Below are 18,181 nucleotides of genomic sequence, written 5' to 3'. Positions count from 1 at the left end.
CCCTGTAGGAGTGAGCCTGCTCGCGAAGCTTTTAGGGCCACCGTGCACCGCATGGATGCACGATGACCCTTGATCGGGCACTGCCAGTCTTTCGAAAGACCACCTCAAAACCTTAAAAGCTCAGCCTTCAAAAAACACGAAAGCCCCGAATCCCGGGGCTTTCGCGTTTCTGCTCAGCTTTTTTGTTTCAACAAATTAAAACCTGGCACGCGCCCTGCAATACCTCTTACAGGTGATTCGTTTCACCACCCGTTTCGGGGACCTTGGTACAGGCAGGCCGGGGATTCCCCTCTTTACACCGGGCGCAGATCGCCACGCGATGCGCCCACCCTTTTGGGATCCTTGGTACAGGCAGGCCGGGGGTTCCCTCTTTATACCGGACCGACGCGATACGCGAAGTCCACCCCGTTTTGGGAACCCTGATACAGGCAGGTCAGGGATTCCCGCTTTTATTACTCGCGGAGATGGATCTCCAGCCGCCAGCGGTCATCGACCTTGCTGCCGGCCCAGTCTCCCTGCAGCGGCCGCGCCGCCAGCACCGTCAGCAACAACCCTCCGTCACTCGCTCGCGTCCGCCAGTTCACGTCTTTGCCGTTGAGCTTGAGCTGACCTTTCTGCGCCCGGCCCTCGGCCTGAAACAGCAGGGCCACGGTGCCATCGATGATCTCACCGTGCAGCTTCGGCTCGTTGTTGAACCACACCACCAAACCGCCGTCAGTCACTTCGACTTGCTGTAGCACACTGGGATCCGGCGTGGTCAGACGGCCGATCATCAAGCCGATCATCATGCCGACAATCGCCAGCGAACCGATTACTCGCGGGAATAGTTTCGAACGCCGGTCTGCTTGCGGCGTAGAATGCGCGTCATCTTTACCTTCGGAGCCGTGCATGTTTCACGTCATCCTTTTTCAACCAGAAATTCCGCCGAATACCGGCAACGTTATCAGGCTGTGCGCCAACAGCGGCTGCCACCTGCATTTGATCGAACCGCTGGGCTTCGAGATGGACGACAAGCGCTTGCGCCGTGCCGGTCTCGACTACCACGAATATGCCACGCTGCAGCGCCATGCCGACCTCGCCAGTTGCCTGGAAAGCATCGGCAACCCTCGGGTGTATGCGTTCACAACCAAGGGCTCGCGGCCGTTTCATGATGCGGCGTTTGTCCCGGGTGATGCGTTCATCTTCGGCCCGGAAAGTCGTGGCTTGCCGCCGGAAGTGCTCGACGCCCTTGGGCCCGATCAGCGCCTGCGTCTGCCGATGCGTGAAGGCTGCCGTAGCCTGAACCTGTCCAACACCGTAGCGGTCGCCGTGTACGAAGCCTGGCGCCAGAACGACTTTAAATAACACTACACCTGATCGTTCCCACGCTCTGCGTGGGAATGCAGCCCGTGACGCTCCGCGTCACTGGACGCGGAGCGTCCCCAGAGGCATTCCCACGCGGAGCGTAGGAACGATCAGCCAAGAAAAAAGCGCCTGTTACGGCGCTTTTTTCTTTGTAGCCCGGACCGTTTACTGAACGGTTGGCGTCTCGTCGCTTTCCTGCATGCGCTGAAGTTCTTGCGCGTACAGGGCGTCGAAGTTCACCGGAGCCAGCATCAGCGCCGGGAACGAACCACGGGTGACCAGGCTGTCCAGGGTTTCGCGGGCGTACGGGAACAGGATGTTCGGGCAGAACGCACCCAGGGTGTGGCTCATCGAAGCCGCGTCGAGGTTCTTGATCAGGAAGATACCGGCCTGTTGCACTTCAGCGATGAAAGCAACTTCTTCACCGTTTTTCACGGTGACGGACAGGGTCAGCACGACTTCGTAGAAATCACCTTCCAGCGCTTTCTGACGAGTGTTCAGATCCAGACCGACCGCCGGATCCCACTGCTGGCGGAAGATCGCCGGGCTTTTCGGGGCTTCGAAGGACAGGTCGCGTACATAGATGCGCTGCAAGGAGAATTGCGGTGCGGTTTCTTCTTCGCTGGCTGCAGTGTTCTGTTGGTCAGTCATCTCAGATCCTTTCTGATCTTGGGTCTTTTAGGGAGTGCTGTACGTGGGTGCAGCCGTTCAGGCCTTGAGCAGCGCGTCGAGTTTGCCGGCGCGCTCCAGGGCAAATAAATCATCACAACCACCGATGTGCTTGCTGCCGATCCAGATCTGCGGAACGGACGTGCGCCCCGCTTTCTGGGCCATTTCGGCGCGCACCTGCGGCTTGCCATCGACCTTGATCTCTTTGAAGGCCACGCCTTTGTTCTCGAGCAGATACTTGGCTCGGGAGCAATAAGGGCAGTAGTCGCTGGAGTAGACGATGACTTCGCTCATTTATTTCACCAGCGGCAGGTTGTCGCCTTTCCAGCTGGAGATCCCGCCGGACAGCTTGGCGGCGGTGAAGCCGGATTTCATCAGCTCGCGGGCGTGGGTGCCGGCGGTCTGGCCCAGGGCGTCGACCAGAATGATGGTCTTGGCCTTGTGCTTTTCCAGCTCGGCGGTGCGCGCAGCCAGTTTGTCCTGGGGAATGTTGATCGCGCCAACGATGTGGCCGGCAGCGAAATCCTTGGCCGGACGGATGTCCACCACCACGCCTGCGTCTTTATTGACCAGCGCAGTCAGTTCGCCGGTGCTCAGGCTTTTACCGCCGCCCTGCATCGTGTGCGCCAGCAGCAGAGCCAGCAGTACGACGAAGATACCGACAAGAATGTAGTGGTTAGTGGCAAATTCAATCAGGTGAGCAACCATCGAAGGAGGTTCCAGGGCGTTAAAATGTCGGCCAGTATACACAGCCACTATGGTCGGCCAAACCCCGTCCGGCGGTGACGCGGTCGGAACTTAGCTTTAAACTCCAACTCCCTTTTCCATCGCCCTCTTCTTTATTAGCCACGAGTGGATTCCATGACTACCACGCCTAAACCTTTGGTCCTGATGATTCTCGACGGCTTCGGTCACAGCGAAAGCCCCGAATCCAACGCCGTTTTTGCGGCGAAGAAGCCCGTCCTTGATCGCCTGTGGGCCACCGTGCCAAACGGCTTGATCTCGGGCAGCGGCATGGACGTCGGTCTGCCGGACGGCCAGATGGGCAACTCCGAAGTCGGCCACATGAACCTCGGCGCCGGCCGCGTGGTGTATCAGGACTTCACGCGGGTAACCAAGTCGATCCGCGACGGCGAATTCTTCGAGAACCCGACCATCTGCGCCGCTGTGGATAAGGCCGTGGCCGCCGGTAAAGCCGTGCACTTCATGGGTCTGCTCTCCGATGGCGGCGTGCACAGCCACCAGGATCACCTGATCGCCATGGCCGAACTGGCCTTCAAGCGCGGCGCTGAAAAAATCTACCTGCACGCTTTCCTTGATGGCCGCGATACGCCGCCGAAAAGCGCTGCCTCGTCGATCGAATTGCTCGATGCAACCTTCCAGGCACTGGGCAAGGGCCGCATCGCCAGCATTATCGGCCGTTACTTCGCAATGGATCGTGACAACCGCTGGGATCGCGTCGCTCAGGCCTACAACCTGATCGTCGACGGCAACAGCGAATTCAACGCCGCCACCGCGCAGGAAGGCCTCGACGCGGCTTACGCTCGCGGCGAGAGCGACGAATTCGTCAAAGCCACGACCATCGGTGAGCCGGTGAAAGTCGAAGACGGCGACGCTGTGGTGTTCATGAACTTTCGCGCCGACCGCGCCCGCGAGTTGACTCGCGTATTCGTCGAAGACGATTTCAAGGATTTCGAGCGCGCACGCCAGCCAAAACTGGCCGGGTTCGTCATGCTGACCCAATACGCGGCAAGCATCCCGGCACCGTCGGCATTCGCCGCGGGCAGCCTGGAAAACGTGCTGGGCGATTACTTGGCGAAGAATGGCAAAACCCAGCTGCGTATCGCTGAAACCGAGAAATACGCGCACGTGACCTTTTTCTTCTCCGGTGGTCGTGAAGAGCCGTTCCCGGGCGAAGAGCGCATTCTGATCCCGTCGCCGAAAGTCGCCACTTACGACTTGCAGCCGGAAATGAGCGCGCCGGAGGTCACCGACCGCATCGTTGAAGCCATCGAAAACCAGCGTTTCGATGTGATCGTGGTCAACTACGCCAACGGCGACATGGTCGGCCACAGCGGTGTGTTCGACGCGGCGGTGAAAGCGGTTGAATGCCTGGATACTTGCGTCGGCCGCATCGTTGAAGCACTGGAAAAGGTTGGCGGTGAAGCGCTGATCACGGCTGACCACGGCAACGTTGAAAAAATGGCCGATGAAGAAACCCACCAGGCGCACACCGCGCACACCACCGAGCCAGTGCCGTTCATTTATGTCGGCAAGCGTGATCTGAAAGTGCGTGAAGGCGGCGTGCTGGCGGATGTGGCACCGACCATGCTGAAGCTGCTGGGTCTGGAAAAACCGGCGGAGATGACCGGTACCTCCATTCTGGTTTGATCCAGATCACCAGAACACCGCAAAACCCTGTAGGAGTGAGCCTGCTCGCGATAGCCATCTGACAGTCAACTACTCTGTTGAATGTCAGTAAGCCATCGCGAGCAGGCTCACTCCTACATTGGTTTGCAGTGTTTTTCAGGCCAGTTATCACACAGCCCCAATTGGGCGTTTTTTTTGCAGCCTCGGGCGGGCATACTAGGCCGTCCCTTACCCTGGTGCCGCCCGCCCCTATGCTTCGCGTCCTGATCGCCCTTGCTCTGACATGCCTGCTCCAACCGGCCTTCGCTGACGAGCGCGCGCAAACCCAACAGCAGTTGGACGCCACGCGTCAGGACATTGCCGAGCTGAAAAAGCTGCTGGGCAAAGTTCAGGAAGAAAAATCCGGCGTGCAGAAAGAGCTCAAGGGCACGGAAACCGAGCTGGGCAAGCTGCAGAAGCAGGTCGATGCGCTGCAGAAAGAACTGCAGAAAAGCGAATCCGAGCTGCAGCGACTCGATGCAGAGAAAAAAAAACTCCAAAGCGCGCGCACTGAACAGCAGCGACTGATCGCCATTCAGGCCCGTGCGGCTTATCAGAACGGTCGGCAGGAGTACCTCAAGCTGCTGCTCAACCAGCAGAATCCCGAGAAATTCGCCCGCACCCTCACCTATTACGATTACCTGAGCCAGGCCCGCCTGGAGCAGTTGAAGAACTTCAACGAAACCCTGCGCCAACTGGCCAATGTCGAACAGGACATCGCCGCGCAACAGGCGCAATTGCTGGTGCAGAAAAGCAGCCTCGACACCCAGCGCGACGAACTGGAAAAAGTCCGCAAGGAACGTCAGCAGGTGCTCGCCAAGCTCAATGACGACGTAAAGGCCCGCGATCAGAAACTCGCCGCACGCGAGCAGGATCAGGCAGACCTGTCTAAAGTCCTTAAAACCATTGAAGAAACCCTGGCCCGTCAGGCCCGTGAGGCAGAAGAAGCGCGGCAGAAAGCGCTGATCGCCCAGCAGGAAGCGGAAAAAAAGCGCTTGCGTGAGGCGCAGGCGGAAAACACCGACGCCCCACGAAAACCCGCCAAATCGACGCCCGGCGCGCTGGTTTCCAGCAGCGGCGAGACCTTTGGTGGCGCTTTTGCTGCAACCCGGGGAAAACTTCCTTGGCCGGTTGATGGTCGACTACTGGCGCGCTTCGGTGAAAGCCGTGGCGACGACGCCCGTACCAAGTGGGATGGCGTGATGATCAGCGCCGCCGCCGGCAGCCAGGTGCATGCCGTGCACGGCGGTCGCGTGGTGTTCGCCGACTGGTTGCGTGGCGCCGGGCTGCTGGTGATCCTCGATCACGGCAACGGTTTTTTGAGTCTTTACGGTCACAACCAGACGCTGCTCAAGTCAGCGGGTGATGTGGTCAAAGCCGGTGAGTCGATTGCCACTGTCGGTAACAGTGGCGGTCAGGACACATCAGCGCTGTATTTCGCAATTCGTCAGCAGGGTCACCCGAGTGATCCGGCGCAATGGTGCCGCGCGCAAGGATAGGCGTTGAGTCACCTACATTAGGAGTTCGTTCGACATGCTGCATTTGTCCCGTCTTACCTCGCTGGCCCTGACGATCGCCCTGGTGATCGGCGCGCCTCTGGCGTTCGCCGCTCAACCGGCTCCGGCCGTCGCTCCGGCAGGCACAGCCGCGACCTCCAAGGCGCCGTTGCCGCTGGAAGAGTTGCGCACCTTTGCCGAGGTCATGGATCGGATCAAAGCCGCTTACGTCGAGCCGGTGGACGACAAGACCCTGCTGGAAAACGCGATCAAGGGCATGCTCAGCAACCTTGATCCGCACTCGGCCTACCTCGGCCCAGAGGACTTTACCGAACTGCAGGAAAGCACCAGCGGAGAGTTCGGCGGGCTGGGTATCGAAGTCGGCGCTGAAGACGGCTTCATCAAAGTCGTCTCGCCAATCGACGACACCCCGGCATCGAAGGCCGGTATCCAGGCCGGTGACTTCATCGTCAAGATCAACGGCCAGCCGACTCGCGGCCAGACCATGACCGAAGCCGTCGACAAAATGCGCGGCAAGATCGGCCAGAAAATCACCCTGACCCTGGTGCGCGATGGCGGCACGCCGTTCGACGTAACCCTGGCGCGCGCAGTGATTCAGGTGAAGAGCGTCAAGGCGCAACTGCTGGAAACCGGCTATGCGTACATCCGCATCACCCAGTTCCAGGTCAAGACCGGCGAAGAGGTCTCCAAGGCTCTGGCCAAGTTGCGCAAGGACAACGGCAAGAAGCTCAACGGCATCATTCTCGACCTGCGTAACAACCCGGGTGGCGTGTTGCAGGCAGCGGTGGAAGTGGTCGACCACTTCATCACCAAAGGCCTGATCGTTTACACCAAGGGCCGCATCGCCAACTCCGAACTGCGCTTCTCCGCCACCGGCAAAGACGAGAGCGAAGCGGTGCCAATGGTGGTGTTGATCAACGGTGGTAGCGCCTCGGCGTCGGAAATCGTCGCCGGTGCCTTGCAGGATCAAAAACGCGCCGTGGTCATGGGCACCACCAGTTTCGGCAAGGGCTCGGTACAAACCGTGCTGCCGCTGAACAACGACCGCGCGCTGAAAATCACCACCGCGCTGTACTTCACGCCGAACGGCCGCTCGATTCAGGCGCAGGGCATCGTCCCGGACATCGAAGTGCGCAAAGCGAAGATCACCAACGAGGCGGAGGGCGATTACTTCAAAGAAGCCGACCTGCAAGGTCACTTGAGCAACGGCAACGGCGGCGCCGACAAACCAACCGGTTCGGGCGCCAAGCCTAAAGCCATGCCACAGGATGACGATTACCAATTGGCCCAGGCCCTGAGCCTGCTCAAAGGGCTGAGCATTACGTCCGGCCGTTGAGGATGTCTTTGCGTTTCGTCTTCGTTCTGTTGTGCTGTCTGGCGGGTGCTGCTCATGCAGAGCCCGTCAGCCCAAAGCCTCACAAGGCCTACCTGAGTCTGATCATCGATGACCTGGGGCAAAACCTGCCCCGGGATCGCCGCGTGCTGGCCCTGCCCGGCCCGGTGACCACGGCGATCATGCCCGACACCCCGCACGCCACCGAATTTGCCCGCGAGGCTCATCGCGCCGGCAAAATCGTCATCCTGCACATGCCAATGGATCCGGCCACCGGGCCTTACGCCTGGCATCCCGATCTGCCTATCGAAGAACTGGAAAAACGCCTGAACGCCGCGTTCAAAATGGTGCCGTACACCGCCGGCATCAATAACCACATGGGCAGCCGCATGACTGCGCAACCAGTGGCGATGGCGTGGTTGATGGGCGAGTTGCAGCGCCGGCACAAGTTCTTCGTCGACAGCCGCACCAGTGCGCAAACCGTCGCCGCACAGCAGGCGCAGAAGATCGATCTGGCGAGCGTTTCGCGGGATGTGTTTCTTGATGATGAGCGCACGGAAGCGGCAATTTACACGCAGTTGCAGACGGCGATCAGCCTGGCGCAAAAGCAGGGTTCGGCGGTGATGATCGGGCATCCTTACCCGCAGACACTGGCGGTGCTGGAGCGGGAATTGCCGAAGCTGAAGGCTCAGGGGATTGAGTGGATTGATATCCGGCAGATGATCAGTGTGCGCAGTAACAAGGCGACTGCAGCACACGGCAAGGATGGCGTGTACCGCTGACTTTAGAAGCCCCTCACCCCAGCCCTCTCCCGGAGGGAGAGGGAGCTGACCGAGTTGATTGGGACAGCTGCACCGACTTGCAATACCGAGTCGAACTCAGGTTTTGAAAGTACATAGATCAGCTCCCTTTCCCCCTCGCCCCCTTGGGGGAGAGGGTTGGGGTGAGGGGGTAGCGATCTGATAAGCGCTACAAATACCGCCCCATAATCTCGTCCACCACACCATCCTTGCGCATCTGGTCCAGCGCGGCCTGGAGCTTCTTCACGGTTTCTTCCGGCACATCTTTATTCAGCGCCAGATACAGCTCAGCGCTGTTGAAGCGCAGCACCGTCTTCAGCCCCGTCACCCCATCCTGTCGCGCCAGATAGCGCCCCGCCGGATCACCCGTCGCCCACAAATCAATCTGCCCGTTGACCAGCTTCTTGGCGTTGTCCTGATCGCGCAACACCACCACCGGCTTCAAGCCTTGCTTGGTCAGTGTCTCGGCAATCGCATCGCCCTTGTACGCGCCAATCTTGTATTTGCGCGCGTCCTCAAGGGTTTCGAGGGTGATCTTGCTGTCGGCCTTGGCCAACAGGATCCAGTCATCCGGGCCGATCGGGCCGACCCATTTGAAGAGTTTTTCGCGATCCGGCAGGCGCGCCATCACGAAGGCGCCGTAACCAGGATTTTCCAGGGCGAGTTTGTACACGCGCTCCCAAGGAAAGCGCAGGGTCAGGCTGTAAGTAACGCCGGCACGCTGGAACATTTCCCGAACGATGTCGGTGGCGATGCCGTTGATGTTTTCGCCTTGGGCGAAATTTTTGCCGTTCTTCGCCATGTTGTACGGCGGGAAGTTTTCGGTAAGGAGCACCAGATCGGTGTCGGGACTGGTTTCGGCGCGGGCAGTGTTGATGAGCAACAGAGAGGCGCTGGCGAGAACTAGAAGCAGGCGTTTGATCATGTTGGGCTACCGAAATCCATGGCGTGCCCAAGAGTGCCTTGGGTGCGCCATGGTGTCCACTGGCCTGTATCGATTTTGACGCTTAACGCATCGTGATGCCGCGTTTAGCCATGTAGGCCTTGGCTTCCTGCACGGTGTATTCGCCGAAGTGGAAAATACTCGCCGCCAACACAGCGCTGGCGTGGCCTTCGAGAATGCCGTCAGCCAAGTGCTGCAAGTTGCCGACACCGCCGGAAGCGATCACGGGAATGCCCAGCGCATCGCTGATCGCGCGGGTCACGCCGAGATCGAAACCGTTTTTCATGCCGTCCTGATCCATGCTGGTCAGCAGGATTTCGCCGGCACCGAGGCCTTCCATTTTCTTCGCCCACTCGACCGCGTCGAGGCCGGTTGGCTTGCGCCCGCCGTGGGTGAAGATCTCCCAGCGCGGGGTTTCACCCGGGCCGGAAACCTTCTTGGCGTCGATGGCAACGACGATGCACTGCGAGCCGAAATGCTGCGCGGCTTCGCCAACGAATTCCGGATTGAACACGGCAGCGGTGTTGATCGACACCTTGTCCGCACCGGCATTCAGCAGATTACGAATGTCCTGCACGGTACGCACACCACCGCCGACGGTCAGCGGGATGAAAACCTGGCTGGCCATGCGCTCGACGGTATGCAGCGTGGTGTCGCGACCATCGACGCTGGCGGTGATGTCGAGAAAGGTAATCTCGTCGGCACCCTGCTCGTCATAGCGACGGGCGATTTCTACCGGGTCACCGGCGTCGCGGATGTTCTCGAACTTCACACCTTTGACGACCCGGCCGTTGTCCACGTCCAGGCAAGGGATGATGCGTTTGGCCAGAGCCATGGTCAGTCCTCAGCCTTTATACGAATCGCAAAAAGCTTGCGCTTCTGCGACGTCGAGGGTGCCTTCGTAGATCGCGCGGCCGGTGATGGCGCCGATGATGCCCGGCGCCTTGGCGTCGAGCAGCGATTTGATGTCACCGAGATTGTGGATGCCACCGGACGCGATCACCGGGATCTTGGTAGCGGCAGCCAGCGCAGCGGTGAACGGTACGTTGCAGCCCTGCATCATGCCGTCTTTGGCGATGTCGGTATAAACGATCGAAGAGACGCCATCGGCTTCAAACTGCTTGGCCAGATCGATGACCTGCACGGTGCTGATTTCAGCCCAGCCATCAGTGGCGACGAAGCCGTCTTTGGCGTCCAGACCAACGATGATCTTGCCCGGGAACGCGCGGCAGGCTTCAGCAACGAACGCCGGATCTTTCACGGCTTTGGTGCCGATGATCACGTAGCTCACGCCAGCCTTGACGTAGTGCTCGATGGTTTCCAGCGAACGGATGCCGCCACCGATCTGGATCGGCAGAGTCGGGTAACGCTTGGCGATCGCGGTAACCACTTCGCCGTTGACCGGCTGGCCTTCAAACGCGCCGTTCAGATCGACCAGATGCAGACGGCGGCAACCGCCCTCCACCCACTTGGCAGCCATGCTCACCGGGTCATCGGAGAACACTGTGGAATCTTCCATGCGGCCCTGGCGCAGACGTACGCAGGCACCGTCTTTAAGATCGATAGCGGGAATAATCAGCATCTGGCAAACCTTCAAATTTGAATGTTCAGCTTGGCTCGGAAATCAGTTTTTCTCGAGCGCCCACAGGTCGCTTTCGATGCTTTCAAACCGCTCTTTGAGGTGGGTCTGCACATCGAAAATCGCCCTGTTGTAATAGTGCGGAGCAATTTCGCGGGTAAACAGCTCAAGAATTTCCCCCGCTTCGAACGATCCCAGATCGAGTTCGAAACGGTCTTCCATGAACCGCTGAATCTTGCGATTGGCCTCGTTCTCCTGTTCGGGAGTGAGGGTCAGAATCGGCGGTTTGGTTTTCTTGGCAGCCATTTACCAGCGACCGTCCCACGCCGCGAAGTTCTGCAGCAACTGCAGGCCATGGGTATGGCTTTTCTCCGGGTGGAACTGCACGGCGAAGCGCGAACCATCGGCCAGCGCCGCAGCGAAATCGACACCGTAATGGCCGCCACCAACCACTTGCCGCGCATTGGCGGCAGCGATGTAGTAGCTGTGCACGAAGTAGAAACGCGCCATGTCCGGAATGTCATGCCACAGCGGGTGGCTGACCTTCTGCTGCACTTCGTTCCAGCCCATGTGCGGGACTTTCAGATGCTCGCCGTCTTCATGCAGGTCTTTGCCGAAGAACTTCACTGCGCCCGGAAACAGGCCGATGCAGTCAACGCCATCGTTCTCTTCACTGGTGTCGAGCAAGGCTTGCATGCCGACACAGATGCCGAGGAACGGACGATCCTGGCTGACTTCGCGCACCAACGAGTCGAAACCGAGGCGACGGATCTCCGCCATGCAATCGCGAATCGCGCCAACACCGGGGAACACCACGCGGTCAGCTTCACGAATCACCGCCGCATCGCTGGTGATCAGCACCTTGCCGGCGCCGACGTGCTCGAGGGCTTTGGCCACCGAGTGCAGGTTGCCCATGCCGTAATCGATAACTGCAACCGTCTGCATTACAGAACGCCTTTGGTCGATGGCATTTGCCCGGCCATGCGCTCATCCAGCTCGACGGCCATGCGCAGCGCGCGGCCGAAAGCCTTGAACACGGTTTCGATCTGGTGGTGGGTGTTGGTGCCACGCAGGTTGTCGATGTGCATGCTGACCAACGCATGGTTGACGAAGCCCTGGAAGAATTCCTGGAACAGGTCAACGTCGAAACCACCGACGGTGGCGCGGGTGTACGGCACGTGCATCTGCAGGCCTGGACGACCGGAGAAGTCGATCACCACACGTGACAGCGCTTCATCGAGCGGCACGTAAGCATGACCGTAGCGACGGATGCCTTTTTTATCGCCGATGGCTTTGGCAAATGCCTGGCCGAGGGTGATACCGACGTCTTCCACCGTATGGTGGTCGTCGATATGCAGATCGCCCTTGCATTCAATATCCAGGTCGATCAACCCGTGACGGGCGATCTGATCCAGCATGTGCTCAAGAAAAGGAACACCGATATCGAATCGGGCCTTTCCGGTGCCATCAAGGTTGATCGAGGCTTTGATCTGGGTTTCCAGAGTGTCGCGCTCGACAGAAGCCTTACGTTCGGCCATCACCAGCTCCGCAAAATCATTGGGCGAAAAAGGCAGCCATTATAGGCACGCGGGGCGCAAACAGAAACACGAGAGGTGATATGGCTGACGGATAGAACGCCCGGCTGTCGCGGGTAGACATGTCCATACAAGCCATAAAGGGCAATGATCGCTCCCACGCTCTGCGTGGGAGTGCAGCCCGGGACGCTCTGCGTCCGCTTCGAATGTGACGCAGAGCGTCACGGGAGGCATTCCCACGCAGAGCGTGGGAACGATCAGGTACAGGCGACCTTAGTGAAACAGTACCGCCGTTTTCTGCAGGGTCACCCACACACCCCACGCCAACGGAATACCCACGGCCAACCACGCAGCAATCGCCAGCGGCTTGCTGCCCGACGCGGCTTTCCACTCCAGAACCGTGCTGGCATCAGCACCTTTGTCGTGACCCAGCGCCTGTTCGGCGGCCAGTTCAGCGTCGGTCATGAAGTACTTGTCGGCCACCGGACGAACCAGCATGTTGCACAGGAAGCCCAACACCAGCAGGCCGGCGAGGATGTACAAAGTGATGTCGTAAGCGGCAGCGCGTTCAACGCCGATGCTCAGCTGATATTCACGCAGGTAGTTCACCAGCACCGGGCCGAGCACACCAGCCGCCGCCCAGGCAGTCAGCAGACGACCGTGGATCGCGCCAACCATTTGCGTACCGAACAAGTCAGCCAGATACGCCGGAACAGTGGCAAAACCACCGCCGTACATCGACAGAATGATGCAGAACGCCGCCACGAACAGCGCAACGTTGCCCAAATGGCCCATGTTCGGAATCAGCGCGTACAGGGCAAAACCCAGGGCGAAGAACACGAAGTAGGTGTTTTTGCGGCCCAGGTAGTCCGAGAACGAAGCCCAGAAGAAACGACCACCGATGTTGAACAGGCTCAGCAAACCGGTGAAGCCCGCAGCGATCGCAGCGATCGAAGCCAACTGACCGGCATCGAGCTGACCAAACGGCACATCAACGCCCAGCAGCTTGCCGCCGAACACTTCCTGCAACAGTGGCGACGCCATGCCGAGGATGCCGATACCGGCAGAAACGTTCAGGCACAGCACCAGCCAGACCAGACGGAATTGCGGGGTTTTCCACGCCACATTCACGTGCACGTGACGATTGGTGATCATCGCGTTCGCGGCTTTCTTCGCCGGCGCGGTCCAGCCTTCAGGTTTCCAGCCTGTTGGCGGAACGCGGTACGACAGAGCGCCACCGATCATGAACACGAAGTAGATCGCGGCCATGGCCACGAAGCTCTGCCAGACGCCAACGCCTTCAGCCGAGCCGAAGTGGCTCATCAGCGCCGTCGCCAACGGTGCACCGACCATCGCGCCGCCACCGAAGCCCATGATTGCCATGCCGGTCGCCATGCCGCGCTTGTCCGGGAACCACTTGATCAGGGTCGAGACCGGCGAGATGTAGCCCAGACCGAGACCGATACCGCCGATCACGCCCGAGCCAATCCACATCAGCCAGATCTGGTGGGTATAAATACCCAGCGCCGAGATCAGCAGACCGCCGCACCAGCACAGTGCCGACACCACGCCAGCCTTACGCGGCCCTGCGTGCTCCAGCCAGCCACCCCAGATCGCTGCCGAGCAACCGAGGAAGATGAAGAACAGCGTGTAGATCCAGCCGAGCATCGAGATCGGCCAGTCGCATTGCGAGGAAAATACTTGTGCGATGAAGCTCATGTCCGGCGCGCAAGTCACTGGCGCGGTGACGCCCAGCGCCTTGGACAGCGGCAACCAGAACACCGAGAAACCGTAGGCCATGCCGATGCACAAGTGGATGGCCAACGCGGCCGGTGGAACCAGCCAGCGGTTGAAACCGGGCTTGGCGATGATGCGCTCCTTGGAGAGGAACGCAGGCTGGGCGGCGCTGAGGCCGTCCGCCGTAATGCTCGTGCTCATTGTGTATCCCCCAATTATTAGTATGGTTCGCCAGCCACTGTTCACCCTCGGCCTTATGCACGCAGGCATGACCGTTTTTTGGGTGAAGCTCCTTGAAGGCGCGACGTTAAGTCGCAGAGGGACGGACGAACGGGGCGAAGGTTACCATTTGCAGGTGACAGAAAAACCAAACTGATATCACCTTTTTCATGTCATCTGATCTCTACACCTGTGTAGGAGCTGCCGAAGGCTGCGATCTTTTGATCCTGTTTATGAAAAACATCAAAAGATCGCAGCGTTCCGCAGCTCCTACACGGGGCAATTTTTGCTGAACGACGGGTGAACCAAGTCCGGAAAATGGCGTCGCAAGCGGGGGCCGAACTGCGCCTGCTGGCACCTGCCGGACATCCTGAAGCTCTGGCCATCGCGGCTAAGTTGCACGCGTCATTAGCGGTACTGGCAACATGACGCCACACCGAACCGGGCATTTGCAGCGCTATACTCCCCGGCTAAATTACGAATTCGACTAATTACAAGGACTCGCCCATGAAAGCGTTCGGCAAAATCCTGGGTCTGGTACTTCTCGGGCTGTTGCTGATCATCGTGGCGGCAGGCTTTGCCCTGACCCACCTCTTCGATCCCAACGACTATAAAGACGAGATCCGCCAGATAGCCCGCGACAAGGCCCACATCGAGCTGACGCTCAATGGCGATATCGGCTGGAGCCTGTTCCCGTGGCTCGGCCTGGAATTGCACGAGGCCAGCGTCGCCACCCTGATCAAACCGGCCGAACCGTTTGCCGACTTGCAGATGCTCGGCCTGTCCGTGCGTGTGCTGCCGCTGCTGCGCCGTGAAGTGCAGATGAGCGACGTGCGCGTCGAAGGCCTGAACCTGCGCCTGAACCGCGACAAGGACGGTCATGGCAACTGGGAAGACATTGGCAAGCTGCCGCAGCCTGCCGGTGCAACGCCGCCTGTCGCAGCCAATCAACCGGCCAGCGAAACTCCGGCAACACCGGAAAAACCACCGCAACCAATCCGCCTCGACATCGACAGCCTGACCGTCAACAACGCCCGCGTTGAATACAACGACGAGAAGACCGGCAAGCAGTTCAGCGCCGAAAGCATCCAGTTGAGCACCGGCGCGGTTCACGATTCGACCAATATTCCGTTGAAGGCCACCGCTTTCCTCAGCACCAACCAGCCGATGCTGCGGGTGCGCACCGAGCTGAACGGCGAATTGCGCATCGAGCGCGCGCTGCAACGCTACAGGTTCGAAGACATGAAATTGTCCGGCGAACTGACTGGCGATCCGCTGCAAGGCAAGGCTATGACCTTCTCGGCTCAAGGCCAGGTTTCGCTGGATAAAGCCGCGAACGTCGCCGAATGGACGGGGATCAAGATCTCCGCCAACCAATTGCGCGCCTTGGGCGAACTGAAAGCCAACGATCTCGACAAAACCCCGCAGATCACTGGCGGCCTCTCCATCGCTCAATTCGATCTGGCGAAATTCGTCGACAGCATCGGCCAGACACTTCCGGCGATGGCCGCCGGCAGCCTGAGCAAAGTCGAACTGGTCAGCCGCATTGCCGCCACGCCAACCAGCGTCGCGTTCGACAACATCAACCTGAAAGTCGACGACAGCAGTTTCAGCGGCCGCATCGCCGTCGAGGATTTCGCCAAGCAATCGCTGCGCGCGATCCTCAAGGCTGACACCTTCAACGTCGACCGCTACCTGCCGCCGAAATCGGAAAAAGCTGCGAACGCCACGCAAGTGCGTCAGGCCGAAGTCGCCAGCACCGAAGCCGATGCCATGGCCGGCGCCGGCAGTACGCCGCTGCCGGACAAGCCGACCAAAACCGCGTGGAGCACCGATCGCCTGCTGCCGGTGGAACGTCTGGCCAAGCTCGATGTGGACGCCGATCTGACTTTCGGCCAACTGACCCTCGACAAATTGCCGATCCAGAACGCCGCACTGAAAGCCACCGGCCAGGGCGGCCTGCTGACCCTGACCAACCTGAGCGGCGATTTGTACAACGGCAACTTCGCCGCCAATGGCACCCTTGATGTCCGCCAAACCGCGCCCGTGCTGAATTTGCAGACCAAGCTCAATCGCGTGCCGGTCGATAAAATCCTCGAAAGCCAAGGCAAGAATCCGCCGGTGCAAGGTCTGGTGACGCTCACCAGTAACGTCACCGGCAACGGCAACAGCCAGCAAGCGCTGATCGAAAGCCTCAATGGCAACGCCAGTTTCGTGATCAATAACGGCGTGCTGCTCAACGCCAACCTTGAACAGCAACTGTGCAAAGGCATCGCCACACTCAACCGCAAAACCCTCAGCGGCGAGCCACGCGGCAAAGACACGCCGTTCCAGGAACTCAAGGGCAACCTGACCTTCCGCAACGGCATCGCCAGCAACCCTGATCTGAAAGTGCGCATCCCCGGCATGACCGTCAACGGTGACGGCGACATCGATTTGCGCGTGCTCGGCATGGATTACCGCGTCGGCATCATCGTCGAAGGTGACACCAGTGCGATGCCGGATCCAGCCTGTCAGGTCGGCGAAAAATTCGTCGGCATCGAGTGGCCGTTGCGCTGCCGTGGCCCGCTGGAGCTGGGCGCGAAAGCCTGCCGCGTCGACAACGATCGACTCGGTCAGGTCGCGACCAAACTGGCTGGCGACAAGCTCAGCGACAAGATCGATGAAAAACTCGGTGACAAGGTCAGCCCGGAATTGAAAAACGCACTGAAGGGGCTGTTCAAGCGATGAGAGCGGAGCAGTTTTCCACGGCGGTGCTGGATTGGTTCGACCGCCACGGCCGCCACGATTTGCCCTGGCAGCAAGACATCAATCCGTATCGGGTGTGGGTGTCGGAGATCATGCTGCAGCAGACTCAGGTCAGCACCGTGCTCAATTACTTCGACCGTTTCATGGCTGCGCTGCCGACGGTCGAAGCGCTGGCAGAAGCGCCGGAAGACGAGGTGCTGCACTTGTGGACTGGCCTGGGTTACTACACCCGCGCGCGCAATTTGCAGAAGACCGCGAAGATCGTCGTCAGCCAGTACGGTGGCGAGTTTCCGCGTGACGTCGAAAAGCTTACGGATTTGCCGGGCATCGGCCTGTCCACTGCTGGCGCCATCGCGAGCATCAGCATGGGCCTGCGCGCGCCGATCCTCGACGGCAACGTCAAACGCGTGCTGGCGCGCTTTACTGCGCAAGAGGGTTATCCCGGCGAGCCGAAGGTGGCCAAACAGCTCTGGGCCAACGCTGAGCGCTTTACGCCGCATGATCGGGTCAACGCCTACACCCAGGCGATGATGGATCTCGGCGCCACGCTCTGCACGCGCAGCAAGCCGAGTTGCCTGCTGTGTCCGCTGGAGCGTGGTTGTGAAGCGCACATGCTCGGCCTCGAAACCCGCTACCCGATTCCCAAGCCGCGCAAAGCCATCCCGCAGAAGCGCACGCTGATGCCGATGCTCGCCAACGGCGACGGTGCGATTCTGCTTTACCGTCGCCCCTCGAGCGGTTTGTGGGGCGGTTTGTGGAGCCTGCCGGAACTCGACGACCTCGACGACCTGCAACACCTCGCCGACCAGCACGCACTGACCATGGGCGAACAGCAGGCGCTGCCGAGCCTTGTCCACACGTTCAGCCATTTCCAACTGTCCATCGAACCCTGGCTGGTTCAGGTACAGGAGGCCGCCCATCACGTGGCCGAGGCCGACTGGCTCTGGTATAACCTCGCCACCCCGCCGCGCCTGGGCCTCGCCGCCCCGGTCAAAACCTTGCTCGAACGCGCGGCCGCCGTCTTGAATGCAGGAGAGTCGCCATGACCCGCACCGTAATGTGCCGTAAATACAAAGAACAACTGCCCGCCCTGGAACGCGCCCCTTTCCCGGGCGCAAAAGGTCAGGATATTTTTGACCACGTCTCGGCCAAGGCTTGGGCCGACTGGCAGAAACACCAGACCCTGCTGATCAATGAAAAGCGCTTGAACATGATGAACGCCGAAGACCGCAAATATCTTCAGGGCGAAATGGACAAGTACTTCTCCGGCGAGGAATACGCTCAAGCCGAAGGCTACGTTCCGCCTGCAGAGTAAACCCCGGAAATCGGGGGTCGGATCGTAAGCGAC

Annotated in this window: 19 protein-coding genes and 1 pseudogene; 9 read left to right on the top strand and 11 right to left on the bottom strand. The window is 59.8% G+C overall.

Features of this window, described 5'->3' with window-relative positions; genetic code table 11:
• Positions 1–452 precede the first annotated feature (452 nt).
• The gene (locus KFS80_RS10850; RefSeq protein WP_053116598.1) at positions 453–890 is read right to left on the bottom strand and encodes a hypothetical protein; all 438 of its coding nucleotides are present in this window, start codon (positions 888–890) and stop codon (positions 453–455) included.
• On the opposite strand from KFS80_RS10850, the gene KFS80_RS10845 reads away from it, so the two are divergent.
• Complete coding sequence (locus KFS80_RS10845) at positions 889–1,344, top strand: tRNA (cytidine(34)-2'-O)-methyltransferase (RefSeq protein ID WP_053116597.1); 456 nt, start codon at positions 889–891, stop codon at positions 1,342–1,344. The genes KFS80_RS10850 and KFS80_RS10845 overlap by 2 nt on opposite strands.
• A gap of 165 nt (positions 1,345–1,509) precedes the next feature.
• Here the strand turns inward: KFS80_RS10845 and secB are convergent, their stop codons facing one another.
• The 3 genes from secB to KFS80_RS10830 are packed head-to-tail and all read right to left on the bottom strand — an operon-like array spanning position 1,510 to position 2,721.
• Positions 1,510–1,995 (bottom strand): protein-export chaperone SecB, encoded by a 486-nt coding sequence (gene secB / locus KFS80_RS10840; RefSeq protein WP_212544795.1) that lies wholly within the window; start codon positions 1,993–1,995, stop codon positions 1,510–1,512.
• 57 nt (positions 1,996–2,052) lie between these two features.
• Complete coding sequence (grxC, locus tag KFS80_RS10835; RefSeq protein ID WP_007909231.1) at positions 2,053–2,307, bottom strand: glutaredoxin 3; 255 nt, start codon at positions 2,305–2,307, stop codon at positions 2,053–2,055.
• Entirely contained in the window at positions 2,308–2,721 is a 414-nt protein-coding gene (locus KFS80_RS10830; RefSeq protein ID WP_008080560.1) for a rhodanese-like domain-containing protein, read from the bottom strand. It lies immediately after the preceding gene.
• A 153-nt stretch (positions 2,722–2,874) separates the two neighbouring features.
• Between KFS80_RS10830 and gpmI the strand changes: the two genes are divergently transcribed.
• The 4 genes from gpmI (at position 2,875) to KFS80_RS10810 (ending at position 8,054) form a co-directional block, all read left to right on the top strand.
• Positions 2,875–4,404: a 2,3-bisphosphoglycerate-independent phosphoglycerate mutase gene (gene gpmI, locus KFS80_RS10825; protein WP_053116595.1), complete on the top strand. Its 1,530-nt coding sequence runs from the start codon at positions 2,875–2,877 to the stop codon at positions 4,402–4,404.
• Between the two features lie 230 nt (positions 4,405–4,634).
• Positions 4,635–5,921: a murein hydrolase activator EnvC family protein gene (locus KFS80_RS10820; RefSeq protein WP_212544794.1), complete on the top strand. Its 1,287-nt coding sequence runs from the start codon at positions 4,635–4,637 to the stop codon at positions 5,919–5,921.
• 34 nt (positions 5,922–5,955) lie between these two features.
• Positions 5,956–7,275: a S41 family peptidase gene (locus KFS80_RS10815; RefSeq protein WP_212544793.1), complete on the top strand. Its 1,320-nt coding sequence runs from the start codon at positions 5,956–5,958 to the stop codon at positions 7,273–7,275.
• 2 nt (positions 7,276–7,277) lie between these two features.
• On the top strand, positions 7,278–8,054 hold the full coding sequence (locus tag KFS80_RS10810; protein ID WP_212544792.1) for a divergent polysaccharide deacetylase family protein: 777 nt from the start codon (positions 7,278–7,280) through the stop codon (positions 8,052–8,054).
• A gap of 187 nt (positions 8,055–8,241) precedes the next feature.
• Here KFS80_RS10810 and KFS80_RS10805 read toward each other — a convergent pair whose 3' ends face one another.
• From KFS80_RS10805 to KFS80_RS10775, 7 genes are all read right to left on the bottom strand, one after another.
• Positions 8,242–8,997, bottom strand: a complete 756-nt coding sequence (locus KFS80_RS10805) for a substrate-binding periplasmic protein (RefSeq protein ID WP_212544791.1) — start codon at positions 8,995–8,997, stop codon at positions 8,242–8,244.
• 82 nt (positions 8,998–9,079) lie between these two features.
• Positions 9,080–9,850 carry an imidazole glycerol phosphate synthase subunit HisF gene (gene hisF, locus KFS80_RS10800; RefSeq protein WP_053116590.1) on the bottom strand — a complete coding sequence of 257 codons (771 nt, stop codon included), beginning with the start codon at positions 9,848–9,850 and terminating at the stop codon, positions 9,080–9,082.
• Positions 9,851–9,859: 9 nt separating this feature from the next.
• Positions 9,860–10,597 (bottom strand): 1-(5-phosphoribosyl)-5-[(5-phosphoribosylamino)methylideneamino]imidazole-4-carboxamide isomerase, encoded by a 738-nt coding sequence (gene hisA, locus KFS80_RS10795; RefSeq protein ID WP_007909210.1) that lies wholly within the window; start codon positions 10,595–10,597, stop codon positions 9,860–9,862.
• Positions 10,598–10,639: 42 nt separating this feature from the next.
• Positions 10,640–10,900 (bottom strand): DUF2164 domain-containing protein, encoded by a 261-nt coding sequence (locus KFS80_RS10790; RefSeq protein ID WP_053116588.1) that lies wholly within the window; start codon positions 10,898–10,900, stop codon positions 10,640–10,642.
• Positions 10,901–11,539, bottom strand: a complete 639-nt coding sequence (hisH, locus tag KFS80_RS10785) for an imidazole glycerol phosphate synthase subunit HisH (RefSeq protein WP_102899557.1) — start codon at positions 11,537–11,539, stop codon at positions 10,901–10,903.
• Entirely contained in the window at positions 11,539–12,132 is a 594-nt protein-coding gene (hisB, locus tag KFS80_RS10780; protein WP_042557195.1) for an imidazoleglycerol-phosphate dehydratase HisB, read from the bottom strand. Before hisB ends, hisH begins: the two co-directional genes overlap by 1 nt.
• A 270-nt stretch (positions 12,133–12,402) precedes the next feature.
• Positions 12,403–14,067, bottom strand: coding sequence for an OFA family MFS transporter (locus KFS80_RS10775; protein ID WP_212544790.1), 1,665 nt, complete (start codon positions 14,065–14,067; stop codon positions 12,403–12,405).
• 306 nt (positions 14,068–14,373) lie between these two features.
• Between KFS80_RS10775 and KFS80_RS26940 the strand changes: the two are divergent.
• The 4 genes and pseudogenes from KFS80_RS26940 to KFS80_RS10760 all read left to right on the top strand — a co-directional run.
• Positions 14,374–14,514: pseudogene (locus KFS80_RS26940) on the top strand (aspartate 1-decarboxylase autocleavage activator PanM); the annotation flags it as partial.
• A 78-nt stretch (positions 14,515–14,592) separates the two neighbouring features.
• Entirely contained in the window at positions 14,593–16,815 is a 2,223-nt protein-coding gene (locus KFS80_RS10770) for an AsmA family protein (RefSeq protein ID WP_212544789.1), read from the top strand.
• Positions 16,812–17,879, top strand: a complete 1,068-nt coding sequence (gene mutY / locus KFS80_RS10765; protein ID WP_053116584.1) for an A/G-specific adenine glycosylase — start codon at positions 16,812–16,814, stop codon at positions 17,877–17,879. Before KFS80_RS10770 ends, mutY begins: the two co-directional genes overlap by 4 nt.
• Positions 17,876–18,148 (top strand): oxidative damage protection protein, encoded by a 273-nt coding sequence (locus tag KFS80_RS10760; RefSeq protein WP_008080549.1) that lies wholly within the window; start codon positions 17,876–17,878, stop codon positions 18,146–18,148. The genes mutY and KFS80_RS10760 overlap by 4 nt, the downstream gene beginning before the upstream one ends.
• Positions 18,149–18,181: the final 33 nt, after the last annotated feature.

It is taken from the genome of Pseudomonas rustica (assembly GCF_018336155.1).
Taxonomy (GTDB): Bacteria; Pseudomonadota; Gammaproteobacteria; order Pseudomonadales; family Pseudomonadaceae; genus Aquipseudomonas; species Aquipseudomonas rustica.
This window is presented reverse-complemented; position numbering and strand designations above follow the sequence as displayed.